Annotated in this window: 14 protein-coding genes and 2 pseudogenes; 8 read left to right on the forward strand and 8 right to left on the reverse strand. The window is 59.7% G+C overall.

All coding sequences use genetic code 11. The features are described 5' to 3' along the window. Position 1 precedes the first annotated feature (1 nt). The 6 genes from AC4ANK_RS15020 to AC4ANK_RS15045 all read right to left on the reverse strand — a co-directional run bounded on the left by AC4ANK_RS15020 (position 2) and on the right by AC4ANK_RS15045 (position 6688). Positions 2 to 1321, reverse strand: coding sequence for a lysine N(6)-hydroxylase/L-ornithine N(5)-oxygenase family protein (locus AC4ANK_RS15020; protein ID WP_002553437.1), 1320 nt, complete (start codon positions 1319 to 1321; stop codon positions 2 to 4). 54 nt (positions 1322 to 1375) lie between these two features. Then, positions 1376 to 2353: an ABC transporter substrate-binding protein gene (locus AC4ANK_RS15025; RefSeq protein WP_002553436.1), complete on the reverse strand. Its 978-nt coding sequence runs from the start codon at positions 2351 to 2353 to the stop codon at positions 1376 to 1378. After that, positions 2350 to 3489, reverse strand: a complete 1140-nt coding sequence (locus tag AC4ANK_RS15030) for an NAD(P)/FAD-dependent oxidoreductase (RefSeq protein ID WP_002553435.1) — start codon at positions 3487 to 3489, stop codon at positions 2350 to 2352. Before AC4ANK_RS15030 ends, AC4ANK_RS15025 begins: the two co-directional genes overlap by 4 nt. Before the next feature lie 13 nt (positions 3490 to 3502). Beyond that, entirely contained in the window at positions 3503 to 5002 is a 1500-nt protein-coding gene (locus tag AC4ANK_RS15035) for a methionine--tRNA ligase (protein ID WP_002553434.1), read from the reverse strand. Further along, positions 4995 to 5387, reverse strand: a complete 393-nt coding sequence (locus tag AC4ANK_RS15040) for a cupin domain-containing protein (RefSeq protein WP_002553433.1) — start codon at positions 5385 to 5387, stop codon at positions 4995 to 4997. The genes AC4ANK_RS15035 and AC4ANK_RS15040 overlap by 8 nt, the downstream gene beginning before the upstream one ends. Before the next feature lie 335 nt (positions 5388 to 5722). Next, complete coding sequence (locus AC4ANK_RS15045; RefSeq protein ID WP_031596904.1) at positions 5723 to 6688, reverse strand: site-specific integrase; 966 nt, start codon at positions 6686 to 6688, stop codon at positions 5723 to 5725. On the opposite strand from AC4ANK_RS15045, the gene AC4ANK_RS15050 reads away from it, so the two are divergent. From AC4ANK_RS15050 to AC4ANK_RS15060, 3 genes are read left to right on the forward strand one after another with little or no spacing between them, the layout of a single operon-like run. Beyond that, the gene (locus tag AC4ANK_RS15050) at positions 6687 to 6896 is read left to right on the forward strand and encodes a hypothetical protein (protein ID WP_460382826.1); all 210 of its coding nucleotides are present in this window, start codon (positions 6687 to 6689) and stop codon (positions 6894 to 6896) included. The genes AC4ANK_RS15045 and AC4ANK_RS15050 overlap by 2 nt on opposite strands. A 54-nt stretch (positions 6897 to 6950) precedes the next feature. Beyond that, entirely contained in the window at positions 6951 to 7232 is a 282-nt protein-coding gene (locus AC4ANK_RS15055; protein ID WP_015062535.1) for a hypothetical protein, read from the forward strand. Then, positions 7213 to 8442, forward strand: coding sequence for an IS91 family transposase (locus AC4ANK_RS15060; protein ID WP_460382827.1), 1230 nt, complete (start codon positions 7213 to 7215; stop codon positions 8440 to 8442). Before AC4ANK_RS15055 ends, AC4ANK_RS15060 begins: the two co-directional genes overlap by 20 nt. Positions 8443 to 8623: 181 nt before the next feature. Here AC4ANK_RS15060 and AC4ANK_RS15065 read toward each other — a convergent pair. Beyond that, positions 8624 to 8875: pseudogene (locus AC4ANK_RS15065) on the reverse strand (alcohol dehydrogenase catalytic domain-containing protein); the annotation flags it as partial. 50 nt (positions 8876 to 8925) lie between these two features. After that, entirely contained in the window at positions 8926 to 9561 is a 636-nt protein-coding gene (acuR, locus tag AC4ANK_RS15070; protein ID WP_032074467.1) for an acrylate utilization transcriptional regulator AcuR, read from the reverse strand. A gap of 142 nt (positions 9562 to 9703) precedes the next feature. Here acuR and AC4ANK_RS15075 point away from each other — a divergent pair, with 142 nt between their 5' ends. The 5 genes and pseudogenes from AC4ANK_RS15075 to AC4ANK_RS15095 form a co-directional block, all read left to right on the forward strand. After that, the gene (locus tag AC4ANK_RS15075) at positions 9704 to 10783 is read left to right on the forward strand and encodes an NAD(P)H-dependent flavin oxidoreductase (RefSeq protein ID WP_002553427.1); all 1080 of its coding nucleotides are present in this window, start codon (positions 9704 to 9706) and stop codon (positions 10781 to 10783) included. Between the two features lie 101 nt (positions 10784 to 10884). Next, the gene (gene modA / locus AC4ANK_RS15080) at positions 10885 to 11652 is read left to right on the forward strand and encodes a molybdate ABC transporter substrate-binding protein (protein WP_002553426.1); all 768 of its coding nucleotides are present in this window, start codon (positions 10885 to 10887) and stop codon (positions 11650 to 11652) included. After that, a complete protein-coding gene (gene modB, locus AC4ANK_RS15085) occupies positions 11653 to 12333 on the forward strand; it encodes a molybdate ABC transporter permease subunit (RefSeq protein WP_002553425.1) in 681 nt (226 codons plus the stop codon). It abuts the gene before it with no gap. A gap of 3 nt (positions 12334 to 12336) precedes the next feature. Next, on the forward strand, positions 12337 to 13425 hold the full coding sequence (gene modC / locus AC4ANK_RS15090) for a molybdenum ABC transporter ATP-binding protein (RefSeq protein ID WP_002553424.1): 1089 nt from the start codon (positions 12337 to 12339) through the stop codon (positions 13423 to 13425). Positions 13426 to 13512: 87 nt separating this feature from the next. Then, a pseudogene (locus tag AC4ANK_RS15095) lies at positions 13513 to 14166 on the forward strand (DNA topoisomerase IB); the annotation flags it as partial. Between the last annotated feature and the right edge of the window lie 76 nt (positions 14167 to 14242).

Here is a 14242-nt window from a genome sequence, read left to right on the forward strand (position 1 = left end):
GTCACTTCCACTGTGCCAGCAAAGGTTCGGCTGCCGGTTCTACCGCCCGCTCAAGCGCATTGGCGATACGCTCGGCGCGTAGCGCCATCAGCGAGAACGACTGGCTGTCGCTGATTCCGTGACTGCGTTCGGAAAGACCGTTGACCCAGATATTCACGTCGCACTCGCCCTGCATAGCGACGCGGTAATCCCGATCAATCAGCAGGCCGCCATCCAGATCGGCCTTGAGCCATGGCTGCAAACCACTCAATAACGGCGGTATCAGGTACTGCTGATAACCGGTGCCGAGCACAACGGCATCGACTTCCAGCACCTGGGTGCGCTGGCTGAAGGTGTCGGTCAACTCGATCCGGTAGCCCTCGGCGCTGTGCTCGATGGCACTGATCAGGCTGTAGGCATGGGTCTGCAGACGCTTGCGTCCGGCGATGGAGTCCTCGTAGATCAGCGAAAACAGCTTCTGACTTTCATCCGGGTCGATCCCGGCGTAGTTGGTCGAACGGCTCCAGTCGAGAAAGCGCTGCCGCGCTGCGGAGCTCAGGCTATGGAAGTAATCAACGTGATCCGGGGCAAACACCCGGTTGGGGAACTGCCCCAGTTGAGTGAGCTTGAAACCGGCAGAGCGATGCACTGACTGCACTTCGATAGCAGGATCGCGGCTGACCAGTTCCAGCACCGACTCACTGGCGCTCTGCCCCGAGCCCAGCACCAGCCAGCGCTTGGGCAATTGTTCGCCAAAGGCTTGCAGGCGGGTCAGAAACTGCGACGTGTGAAACAGCGTCGGGCCAAGCAGCGCCTCGAACGCGTGTGGAATGCGCGGTGCGCTGCCGCTGGACAGCACGACATTGCGCGTCGTGAAGCAGGTTTGCGGCGTGCAGACCCGTACTTCGTGCAAACGACCGTTGCGCAGCACAGGGTCAATCCCGGTGACCGGCGTGTTGAAGCAGGTCTGGCTGTCCACTTGCCTGGAAACCCAGGCCAGATAATCCGACCATTCATGGCGACTGGCGGGACGGCCCAGCAGGCCGAAATCGAACATCCGCCCCTGTTCCTTGAGGTACATGGCGAAGGAAAAGCGGCTGCGCGGGTTGCGCGGCGTCACCAGGTCGCGAAATACGTGATGGTTGATGTCAGTCCCGGCCAGCAACAGTTCGCGGTGCCATTGGCTGTCTTGCGCAGCTTCCAGATAGCGGATGGACAGCGCGCCGAGCGGGTCATTGGCCTCCCGTGCGTCTTCAAGAGCACAGGCCAGCGCGATGCCGGCTGGACCAAAGCCGATACAGACGGCGTCCGAGTGCAACGTGTGTGGTGTCGAGTTACCCATGAAATTCCTGTCCTTAGAGTTGGCGTGAAGCGGTGTTCTTGGTTTTTCTTGCGGCTATCGGGTGACGGGGGTCAGTCCTTTGGGGCCCGGGGTCCAGACGCAGGTCATCGCGCCTCGCAGCTCGCCCCGATCAAAGCTGACTGCGCCCAGCGGTGTGTTGAAGGTGGTGTGCTGCAACGCGTTCAGCAGTTGCCCGGCGTAAAGACGGCCGTTGGCCAGTTCGGCCAGCACGTAAAGCATCAGCAGGCTTTCGCGAAAGTAGGTGTGTGGCTCGGCAGCGAAAAACGTTTGGTGCAGCGCGCTGGCATGGCAGCCGTTTCCTGGGTGGTCAGGAGTCCCGAAACCGATGACGAACGTCTTGCCACGCTGGTCCTCTGCGCAGCCCAGATACGGCGAGGCAGCGTCGTCAGTCAGCACCAGCGGGCGGTTACTCCCGGCCTGTCGTCGCGCCTGCCAGTGTTCACGACTGGGCTTGAGGCGGCCGGCAAATACCTCGACATCGGCGTGCTCAGGCCCTTCGACGCGCAGCAATCCGGCGCGTACCAGCGCTTCGCAGATAGCAACGCACAAGGCCTGACCGTGAGCGCTGTCATCAGACTGGACATGCACGCGGTGCCATTGACGGCTCGCCAGCCAGTTCACCAGGTCCCCCGCCAGTTGCCGGTCCGAAGGGCAAAAGCGAAAGACGTTGGGATGCGCAAGCGTCAGGCAATCTATCGTTGCTGCCGGTGTCAGCAGCGCGATACCGGCTTGCCGATACAGCGCGGCGGCGCTGACGGCTGCGTCCGAAGAGAAATGGCCGATGACCAGATCGGCTTTCCAGTCGACCATTTGCCGCGCCACTTCGGCCCCGCGAACGGCGTTGGCTCCGTCGTCGAGAAAGTGCCATTGCACCCGCGCAAGCCCCGGTACGCAATTGCGCGCCACGGCCAGCGCCCTCATGAAGGTCCGCGCGTGCGGCGTGTCGTGGGGGTCGAACAGTGCGCTGACCCCGACCCGCAGACCCGGCACAGGTGACGCGAGCGGTGTCATGGCTGTATCCCCGCCAGACTGGCAGCGGGCATGTGTCGGCGTGGCGACAATGCCGACCAGCCGAGGCTCGGCCGGTCCTTTCCTGCCAGATGACTGCGCAGTTGCTCGAAAGCGATACCGGCAACACCAGGAGCAAACTTGAACCCCAGTCCCGACATGCCTGCGGCCAGATAAACCGGGCTGTACTCGGCGCAGAAACCCAGCAGCGGACGACCGTCGGCGCTGTAACTGTCGAAACCCGGCAGCACATCCAGCACACGTGGGTGGGTTGCCGAACCGCACAGCCGGGCAATGCGCTTGCAGGCGTCTTCGGCATGCCGCGCATCAGGCTGTGCCAGATGCTCTGGCCAGAGGCTGTTATCGCGACTGCCGCAGCCGGTCTGCACGATATGGCGGGTCAGCGGTATAGCGTAGCTCTGAGTAACCGCATCGATCACCGGCATTGACCAATCGCTGTCAGTCAGTACCCGGGCAAAGGGAATAGAACGGGCTTCCAGCCCCGCCTGCGGCACCAGATGCTGACTCCAGGCACCCGCAGCCACCACTACGGCCCGACAACGCAATGTAGCGTCCCCTATGTCGATATGTACGAGGTCCGCAGCACGACAGTCGATGGCTTTGATCTCGCGATGCTCCAGCAGCAAGCCTTGCTGACGAACCACGTGGCACAGCGCAGCGACAGCCTGACGTACATTGCCGACGCAGGCACGAGGTTCGAACAGGTTGACCCGCTCAACTGCCGGGCAGTGCGGATAGCGACCGCCATCGAGTTCATGGCCCGCCAGCAGACGCATCGGGTAGCGCTCGCTGCCGTGCTGCTCGATAGCCCGGTACAGATTATCCAGCTGGTCCATGGCGGTCCGGTAGATCACCCCGGTACGTCGCAGCGCGCTTGCGTAAGTGGTCGCGAAAATGCCGTCGTCCATCAGGCTGATGGACCACGCCGCAAGCTCCATCAGCATTGGATCGCTGTCGTACAGGCGAACCAGTCCGCCGGAATAACCGCTCGCCCCCAGACTGCCGGCTGCGCCCTTGTCGATCAGAGCGACCGACACACCTGCGCTGCACAGCTTCGCCGCGATACTGGCGCCGGTAATCCCGGCGCCGATGACCGCTATCTCGTAATCGATGAACATGTGGTGCATCCGTTCAGATGGAGTATTCAGCGGCCGAGCCGTTCATGAGCGTGGCGTTGACCCGGGCTTCGGGCAGTCCGAATGCGGTCATGATCTGCGCTGACATTTCCGGAATCAGCGCCTTGCCAGCCACTGCGATGAACGCCGCCAGATGGCTGACGGGCCGACCTTCGGCCAGACGTGCGCGAGCAATGGCGATGACGTCGAGCAGCACCTGAGCCATGCCCTTCATAGAGAACTGCGCAGGCTCTGCAGCCCTGCTCCATTGCAGGCGTAACGCTTCCAACAGCCCGGCATCGGCCCCACAGATACCGCTCCACCAGTTGTCATCTCGATGCTTTCCAGCGTCCAGCAACGCGGGAAAAAATTCGTCGAATATCTGCTCCCGCCATGCGCGGAAATGCGTCAGACGAAAATCGCCTTCGCTTTGCTCGGGTGCGATGCTTGCCAGATACAGGCGCGCACTGTCGGCACAGGCTTCACGGGCCAGATCGCCGACCCAGATCGCATGATTGCGGCTGGTCGACAGGTTCAGGCCGTCCAGTTTCAGAAACTGATTGGGCATGAAGCGCTGGCGAACTTTGATATCGCGCAGCGCCGACAGCTGCGCCGGGTAGACGATGGCGTGGCTGAACACGCAGTCAAAACCGAGAAAATGCACCAGCGTGCCCTGTCCCGACTGCCAGTACTGACGGAACAGCTCCGGACGCCCGACACTGTCGGCATATTCACGAAATGCCGCCATATAGCCCGCCAGCCCCATGAACCAGGTGTGGACCCGGCACGAGCCGTCGGCCTGCAGGTCAAGCCCGCCGTCGCCCGGACGGGTTACGCCCCAGTCATGCAAGTGCTCCAGCGTATCGCGCAACCAGTTGTCGAGCGGCTTGCGCCATTGCTGGCCCAACAGACGATCACGCAAGTGCGGCTTGAAATCAGCCAGCTTCAGAAATGCACGATGGGCCTTTTTCCATTGCGACGGCTGCCTGCACAATTTGCAGTGCAGACCGGTCATCAACTCGGCGTCAGGGGCCTGAGCGCAGTTCTCGCACTGGCTGGCATCAGACTCGGCCCCACAGTAATTGCAGTTGCCTCGGGCAAATGCCTCGTAGCCCCACACATCGCAATCGGGGCAGTACGGCTCGCTGGAATCGCGAAACTCGATCGAGCCCGCTTCACGCAACGCGTTGAACACCTCGCCAACCGCCTGGGCAAACCATGGATTGTTGTGCGGACGCATCCAGTTGTCGGGTTTGATGTTGATCGCCGCCAGCGACGCTTCGATGCGGTCGGAATTACGCCCGGCCAGCTCGACCGGATCAACGCCCTGCTCCAGTCCTTTGCGCAGCATGTAGGACTGGTAATCGTCGGAATACGACACCAGCACACAGTCGTGACCGCGCTGGCGCTGGACCCGGGTGAACACGTCAGCGGCCAGAAACGGGCCGGCGATATGACCTATGTGCAAATCGCCATTCGGGGTGGGCGGCGTGATGGTCACGATGTACTTACTCATCGAGGCACCCCGTGGTTTCGCTGTGCTGAGCCACGAAAGCATTCACGTAGTTCATGTCCCACCACACCACATAGAAGTGGAAGTCCTCGGCGGAATCATTGATGACGTAATGATTGGTGTGTTTCGGAATCGCGGCGATATCGCCCACGACGAAATCCATCTGTTTTTCGCCGACCACCAGACGGGCGCTGCCCTTGATGGCAATGAAGATTTCCTGATCGATCTGGGTATGCGCTTCGCTGCTGGTGCCCGGACGGACCACGCACCAGCCGCCAGCGAACGGCATCGGGTAGCCTTCCCAAGGCAACAGACGACTGCCATCGAGCCCGTACTCGTGTACCAATGAGTCGAAGCGGGTTTTACGGTGTATATCGAACTTTTCCATGCTCAGTCCCGTACGTTTCAAGTCCGGTAAAGCATGAAATTGTTGCCAATTGTTGGCTATCCAATTGCCGGATAGCTCGGAGGTGAGAAATCGATTTTTGGAGATGGCTGGCCACGCAAACACGTGCGGGTCATATGTTTTTTGGCAATGACGGGTATCAATAACGCTGATAATTGAATCAGGGGCGGCGGTGTTACCGTTGTCAGCGATGAACGAACATATCTCCCGGCCTCGCGAATCCGCGTCGCGAGGCCAGTGAATCTCTGCTCTGCTTCATCACTCCTTTGGTTAGATCTTTTAAGCCACCCCGCTTGTGCGAGGTGGCTTTTTTTTGCCTAAAGATCAAACCCGTCCACCACATTGCGGCGCTCGTTCTCGCTGCGCATGTCGTAACTGGCGGTGGTCGAAATATGCGTGTGATGCGCAAGTTTCTGGGCAATCGACAGATCGAACTCTTCGATCACCCTGGTTATGAACGACCGCCGAAAATCGTGGGGCATGATGTTCACCCCCACCTGCCGCCCGCGTTGCTTGGCGATGAAGTAAATGGCATGTTTAGTGATTCTGTCGCGGGTGATGTGACTGCCGCGGCGAATCCGGTTGAACAGGAACGGGTCATCGCCCTGCCCCGGCTGCAGGCACGAGCGGCGCAGTTCCAGCCAGTCGTTCAGCGCCTTGAACGCCCACTCGGGGGCATATTTGATCAACTGCTTGTTGCCTTTGCCCAGCACCCGCAGGCTGCGTTCGGCGAAATCGATCTGTGACAGGTCCAGGTTGACCGACTCGGACTTGCGCATCCCAGAGCCGTACAGAATCGCAATGATTGCGGCGTCGCGACGCCCTTGCGGCCTGGGGTCCGCAGCGCAGGCCTCCATCAATTCACGAATCAGCGTGCGGCGGATATTACGGCCCTTGGCCAGACGCGTACCGCTGACCGGTTTGATCGAGCGAATCTTCAGTAATTGCTCGTGGCTGATCAGGTCGTGCCGCCAGGCTTCGTTCATTACACCGCGAATAGCGTTCACGTACAGCGAGGTGGTATTGGGTGCGTAGTCGTCTTCACGCAGCGTCGCGACCAGTGCGGTCACGTGGCCAGGCTGCAGGGTGTGCCAGGGAATGTCATGAATATCGACGTCAGCCATACCCAGACGATCTGCCGCGTCCTGCAAAACGTAAGTCATGGTCAGGCGGCTTGAGGGTGCCAGGCGGTCGAGATAGAGGCGCAGCGGCTTGTTGACGTCGGGCAGCGAAGGCTGGCTGACAATGCGTGCGTCCTGATCGGTACAAGGGTCTTGCGGCATGTGGAACGACGCCTTTTCTGGTGCAAGCGCGCGAACAGCTGCGGCGCTCTTCATTCATATTCAGGCAGCCGACTTTAGCACGAGGGCCCTGGTGCGACACCTCTGGCGCGGCTCGTTCAGCTCAGCAGCTTCAGCCCACCCGGCAATCATCGGTAACACCCTGCAGCTTGAACTGGGCAGCCTGCGGCTGCAAATTGTGGGATTTTGAAATCGGTTATCATAGCCAAAATTGAGTCGATCCCTCCTCAGCACAGGCTTACACATGGCGTCAGAGACAAAAAAACGTAAACGGGCAAGCCGGGCAAAAGCCAAGGCAAAGCAGACCCGTCTCCAACGCGCCGGGCATACCACCTTCGTTCCCGATACCGAATTTTTCTTCGATGTCGATCCTTTGGGTGATGTCGATCTTTGTAGTTGCTGCCAGACAGCGTATCTGAACGACAGGTTTCCCGACGCTTCTTGCGTAAGCGTTTCGATGAGAGAAGGGCCAGGCGGATTCGCCATCACCGCCGTCATTCACCACGATGAGGAGCCATCCTGCTGACGTGGCCTCTGCACCGCCTGCTTACAAACCTCGACCGCTCAAAAACCTCTTCACGGCCAACGGCTGCTGGGCAGATTTGCTGGAAGCCGGCGGTCTGCGCCAAATCGAAGTGGAGTCGATCAGCAAAATGCTCGCCTGCGGCACCTCGATACTGGGCGTCAAACACTACACCTGTGGCAATGAGCATTGCCCACACGTCAAATACCTGTGCAACACCTGCCATTGCCGGGCCTGTCCTTCCTGCGGCAAAAAGGCCACCGACCAGTGGATCGCCGTGCAAAACAACCGTCTGCCCGACTGCCCCTGGCAGCATCTGGTGTTCACGCTGCCCGACACGCTGTGGTCCCTGTTCTTCTACAACCGCTGGCTGCTCGATGCGCTGTTTCGTCTGGCGGCCGATAACCTGATCTACACCGCCAAGCGGCGCGGTTTGCGCGTCGGGATTTTCGGTGCGCTGCACACCTATGGCCGGCGGCTCAACTGGCATCCCCACGTCCACCTGTCGGTGACCGCGGGCGGCCTGGATGAGCAGGGCGTCTGGAAAAATCTGTCGTTCCACAAAGAGGCCCTGCGGCGGCGCTGGATGTGGCTGGTGCGCGATTACCTGCTGGGACAGCCGCTTTCGCAACTGACGATGCCGCCGCAGCTGGCCCACATCCACTGTGAAAGCGACTGGCGCCGTTTGATACTGACCGCTGGTGGCCAGCACTGGCACATCCACTTGTCGAAGAAGACGGAAAACGGCCGAAAGACCGTCAATTACCTGGGCCGCTACCTGAAAAAACCGCCGATCTCGGGCAGTCGTCTGGCGCATTACACCTGCGGGGCCACGTTGAGCTTTACCTACCTGGATCACCGCACGCAGACCTATCAGCAGGAAACGCTGAGCCAGGCCGACATGCTGCGCCGGGTGGTCCAGCACATCCCGGAAAAGCATTTCCGGATGATCCGGTATTTTGGTTTTCTGGCCAATCGGGTGTGTGGGAAATACCTGCCGAAGGTGTATGAAGCACTGAAGATGGCGACGCCAGGACCGGTACCAAAGCTGTATTTTGCGCCGATGGCCAAAGCCTTTCTAAACGTCGATCCGTTCCGCTGCGTGCTGTGTGGCGCGCGGATGGTATACACGGCAGCGATCAGCGGGCTGACGGTGCAGGGACTGGTCCTCAACGCTCAGGCGATCGCGCAGATGAGGTACGTGAAGCCCTGACAGGGGGAAGGTGCGTCCGCACCTAGGCTCAGCGGTAAAATAAACTGTGTTAATGCGGATTTATAGGGATTTTCACTGCATAAGTAACGCATCAGCGTCTTCCTACGCATCGCTATGAAGGCATGACGCCTCCTTCACAGCGTCAGGTTCATGCATAGGCATTTTGAAATTCCTATGCATGAACCTTGTCGCCCACCTTGTACTCAGGCGTATCGCTGGCTTGCACCGTACCCGCCAGATCAATACCCGGCACCATCGGAAAACTACGCACAATAGGGCTTTGGCCGGTGATTGCCAGCGCATCCTTATAGTTCAGCGTGCTGTGCGACACGTTTATCGTCACGTCACCTGCAGGCAACTGTGCTTCGTCGATATCGGTCAGATTGACGCGATAACCTGCCTCGTCCTTGTCGATCAAAATGCCCTTGAACATGTGCGCCTCCAATTTAGACTGATCGTCTTTAAATAGCCCTGAAGAAAAAGTCATCGCGGTAAACCACGAAGATAACCGGCAATAAACGTGTTCAGCGGTGTGTCGCTTTTGACCAGCCGGGCGCGGAGCACCGCCCCTTCCCAGCCGATCCAGAAAAACGCGGCCAATTCATCGCAATCGGCACTTCTAGCCAACTCACCATGCGCCTGCGCGGCCCTGAGGCAGCAGGCCAGCTTTGACTGCCAGTCCAGCAGCGTCTGCTCCAGTACGGCACGAAACCCCTCCGGCAACAGACCGACTTCCTGGCCCAGATTACCGACCATGCAACCGCGTCGATAATCATGCCGCGCCATGCCGCTCTTGGCGCTTTGGACAAAGCCCACCAGTCGCTCCAGTGGCGAAAGCGCTTCGTCCAGCAGCCAGTGGTCCAACCGCTGTGCAAAATAGCGGGCGTATTCATCCAGTACCGCCCGGCCGAAGGCTTCCTTGCTGGTGAAGTAGTGATAGAACGAGCCTTTGGGGATGCCGATTTCCTTGAGGATGTAATCCAGCCCGGTGGCCGAGAAGCTTTGCTCGGTGAGCACTTCCAGACCGCGGCGCAACAGTGCCTCGCGGGTTTCGAGGTTATCGCGGTCCACTTTCGGTGGCCGCCCGGGGCGTCTGGTTTTTAAAGGCAATTGAGTCATGCAGGAATACTAGACCGATCGTTTTTTATGTCAACCTCGCCGCGCGGTCTATGTGTTGCGCCGGAAATGCCGTTTGCCATTCACGCTATTCTCGCGCTCAATGCCCTGTGCATGACTGCCCGAATACAAGCCGGAGAAACACATGAGCCAATGGCCGGACACCCGCATTATTGACCTGTTAACTATAGAGCTGCCGGTGCTGCAAGCGCCTATGGCCGGAGCCACCGGATCACAAATGGCCATTGCTGTCGCGAAGGCTGGCGGGCTGGCATCGCTGCCCTGCGCAATGCTGACCCCTGAGCAAATCGAACAGGAAGTCACCACCTTTCGGCAACATACCGGCAATCTGCCCCTGAACCTGAACTTCTTCTGCCATCAGGCTCCGGCCTACGATGCCGAACGCGCCGAGCATTGGAAACAGGCACTTAAACCCTATTACGAAGAGTTGGGGGCCGATTTCGATGCACCGACGCCCGTCTCCAACCGTGCCCCTTTCGACAGCGCCACCTGTGCTCTGGTCGAGCGCCTGAAGCCGGAGGTGGTGAGCTTCCACTTCGGCCTTCCCGAGCGAGCGCTACTGGAACGGGTCAGAGCCACCGGGGCAAAGATCATTTCATCGGCGACCACGGTCGAGGAAGCCGTCTGGCTGGAGCAGCATGGCTGTGATGCGGTAATCGCCATGGGCTACGAAGCCGGTGGTCATCGGGGCCTGTTCCTCAGCGATCAACTGCACACTCAAGTCGGCACTCTGGCGCTGGTGCCGCAAATAGTGGACGCCGTGCGCATTCCGGTCATCGCTGCGGGTGGTATTGCAGATGGTCGCGGGGTTGCGGCGGCGTTTGTACTGGGTGCCTCGGCGGTACAGGTAGGTACGGCGTATCTGTTCTGCCCTGAAGCCAGCGTCAGTGCACTGCATCGCCAGGCGCTGCACACTGCAACGGACAGCCAGACTGCGCTGACCAACCTCTTCACCGGGCGTCCGGCGCGCGGCATCGTCAACCGGATCATGCGCGAAGCTGGCCCCGTCAGCCCACTCGCCCCTGCGTTCCCTCTGGCAGGCGGTGCCTTGATGCCGTTGCGCGCACAAGCGGAAAAACAGGGCAGCAGTGACTTTACCAACCTCTGGGCAGGTCAGGCAGTTGGTATCAAACACCAGTTGGGTGCGACCGAACTGACTCGGCAACTGGCTGAAAACGCGCTGAAAATTCTCTCACCCCGGTAAAACAGTGCTTTCAGAACAACAGGCTATCGCTATATATTTAACTATATAGCGAAACGCCTTTATTTCGACGGCGTGCGTTTTCATCATCAAGGAGCTGTTCCATGCGAACGACCACGCTGCGCGCCATTCTCAAGTTCTCTGCCCTGGCCTTCGCCGTATCAGCTACAGCCAACGTGTTTGCCGACGAGGTGCAGGTCGCCGTCGCAGCCAATTTCACAGCGCCCATTCAGGCGATTGCCACTGACTTTGAGAAGGACACCGGCCACAAGCTTGTTGCTGCGTTTGGCGCTACCGGTCAGTTCTACACACAGATCAAGAATGGTGCCCCTTTCGAGGTGTTCCTGTCGGCCGACGACACCACCCCGGCAAAGCTTGAGCAGGAAGGCGACACCGTCAAGGGCTCGCGTTTCACGTATGCGGTGGGCACCCTGGCGCTGTGGTCGGCCAAGGACGGTTATGTAGACAGCAAGGGCGAAGTGCTCAAGGCCAATCAGTATCAACACTTGTCCATCGCCAACCCAAAAGCTGCCCCTTATGGTCTGGCAGCGACGCAAGTGCTGAGCAAACTGGGTCTGACCGACGCAACCAAAGCCAAGATCGTGGAGGGCCAGAGCATTACTCAGGCCTACCAGTTCGTTTCCACCGGCAATGCGGAACTTGGCTTTGTGGCCCTGTCGCAGATCTACAAGGACGGCAAACTGACCAGCGGGTCGGCCTGGATCGTGCCGGACGCCCTGCATGACCCGATCAAGCAAGACGCCGTCATCCTCAACAAGGGCAAGGACAACGCCGCTGCCAAGGCGCTGGTCGAGTACCTGAAAGGGCCGAAAGCCGCCGCCATCATCAAGTCCTTCGGATACCAGCTGTAAATGCCACTGGGAAGTGCCGACATCGCGGCGATCTGGCTGACACTGAAGCTGGCGTCATTGACCACCGTCATCCTGTTGATCATCGGCACGCCCATCGCGCTGTGGCTGGCGCGCACTGATTCATGGCTCAAGGGGCCGATTGGCGCGGTCGTCGCCCTGCCCCTGGTTTTGCCGCCGACAGTCATCGGCTTTTATCTGCTGCTGTTGCTTGGCCCCAACGGAGCTGTGGGCCAGCTCACCCAGAGCCTGGGACTGGGCACGCTGACTTTCAGCTTTGCCGGACTGGTGATCGGCTCGGTCCTGTACTCGATGCCTTTCGTCGTCCAGCCGCTACAGAACGCATTTGCAGCCATTGGCACCCGTCCGCTGGAGGTGGCAGCCACGTTGAGAGCGGGCCCATGGGACACGTTCTTCCACGTGATTCTGCCGCTGGCAAAGCCTGGCTTTATCACTGGGGCGATTCTGGGATTCGCGCACACGGTCGGCGAGTTCGGCGTGGTGCTGATGATTGGCGGCAACATTCCCGAGAAAACCCGCGTGGTGTCGGTGCAGATTTTCGATCACGTCGAGTCCATGGAGTACCTGCAAGCACACTGGCTGGCCGGAGCGATGCTGGTGTTCTCCTTCCTGGTGCTGTTGGCGCTGTATTCCAGCGGTAAATCCAAATCAGGATGGAGCTGAGTCATGGCCTCACCGATAGAAGTCCGCCTGCACATGACCTACCCGGATTTCACCGTGCGTACCGACCTGACCCTGCCGGGGTCGGGCATCACAGCACTGTTCGGGCCTTCGGGCTCGGGCAAGACCACCTGCCTGCGCTGCATTGCCGGGCTGGAAAAAGCTGGCCAGGGCTTCATTCGTGTTCATGATGAAGTCTGGCAAGACACTGAAAAAGGCGCTTTCCTCGCTCCGCACAAACGGGCGATCGGCTATGTATTTCAGGAAGCCAGCCTGTTCCCGCACCTGTCCGTGCGGGCCAATCTGGAATTCGGCATGAAACGCATCCCGCGTCAGCAGCGCAACATTCAATTGCCGCAGGCCACTGAACTGCTCGGCATCGACCATCTGCTGGAGCGCAGTCCTGACAAGCTGTCCGGTGGGGAGCGTCAGCGCGTGGGCATTGCACGCGCACTGTTGACCAGCCCGCGCCTGATGCTGCTCGATGAACCTCTGGCAGCGCTGGACGCCAGGCGCAAAAGTGAAATCCTGCCGTACCTCGAACGCCTGCATCGAGAGCTGGACATCCCCATGCTGTATGTCAGCCACGCTCAGGATGAGGTTGCACGCCTGGCAGATCATCTGGTGCTGCTTGAAGCCGGCAACGTACTGGCCAGCGGCCCGATTCGCGAAACACTGGCGCGGCTGGACCTGCCACTGGCCATGGGCGGCGATGCGGGCGTGGTCATTGAAGGCACGGTCAGCGCCTATGATCGTCATTACCAGTTACTGAGCGTGACGCTGCCCGACAGCACATTGTGCATGCGCGTCGCACACGCCGAAATGCAGATCGGCACCCTTCTGCGCGTCAAGGTTCAGGCCCGGGATGTCAGCCTGAACCTGCAACCCGACGATCAAAGCAGCATTCTCAACCGCTTGCCGGTCACGGTGATGGAGGAAGCGCTGGCTGACAACTCGGCACATGTGCTGGTGAAACTGGACGCCGGGGGCACGCCTTTGCTCGCGCGCATCACGCGCTACTCCAGTGACCAGTTGAACCTGCACAGAGGCCAGTCGCTCTGGGCGCAGATCAAGGCGGTTGCCGTACTGGCCTGATGCCCTGAAAACCGGTCAGTCAGCAAATAAACGGCACCACGGTAAAAGACCGAGGTCAGTGTTTTTAACTGCCTTTGGAAATTAGCCATGCCTGACTCGACTGCCATCAGCCAGCCCGCCAGTGACCTGCATTATGTAGACGACACTCAGCCGGGCCTTACGCGCAAGGTACTGCGCGGCAAATTCACCTACTTCAACATTGAGGGTAAACGCATCAAGGACGAGTCGGAGATCAAGCGCATCAACGCGCTGGCAGTCCCGCCCGCCTACACCGATGTGTGGATCTGTGCCGACCCGATGGGCCACCTGCAGGCTACCGGACGTGACGCACGCGGCCGCAAACAATACCGCTACCACCCGCGCTGGCGCGAGATACGCGATCAGGACAAATACTCGCGCCTGATAGAGTTCGGTCATGCGCTGCCCAAGGTTCGCAAGCAGATAGAAGCACAACTCGCGCAGCCGGGCATGGGCCGGGAAAAGGTCATGGCGACGGTCATTTCATTGCTGGATGCGACGCTGATCCGCATCGGCAACAGCCAGTACGCCAAGGAAAACCGCTCATACGGCCTGACCACGCTGCGCAACAAGCATGTCGAGGTAAAGGGCGGCCAGATCCTCTTTGAGTTCCGGGGTAAAAGCGGCGTTGAACACAAGGTCAGCGTCAAAGACCGGCGCTTGGCCAATGTGATCAAGCGTTGCATGGAATTGCCGGGACAAAACCTCTTTCAGTACCTGAACTGGGCAGCCTGCGGCTGCAAATTGTGGGATTTTGAAATCGGTTATCATAGCCAAAATTGAGTCGATCCCTCCTCAG

It is taken from the genome of Pseudomonas sp. Pmew2 (genome assembly GCF_058129885.1).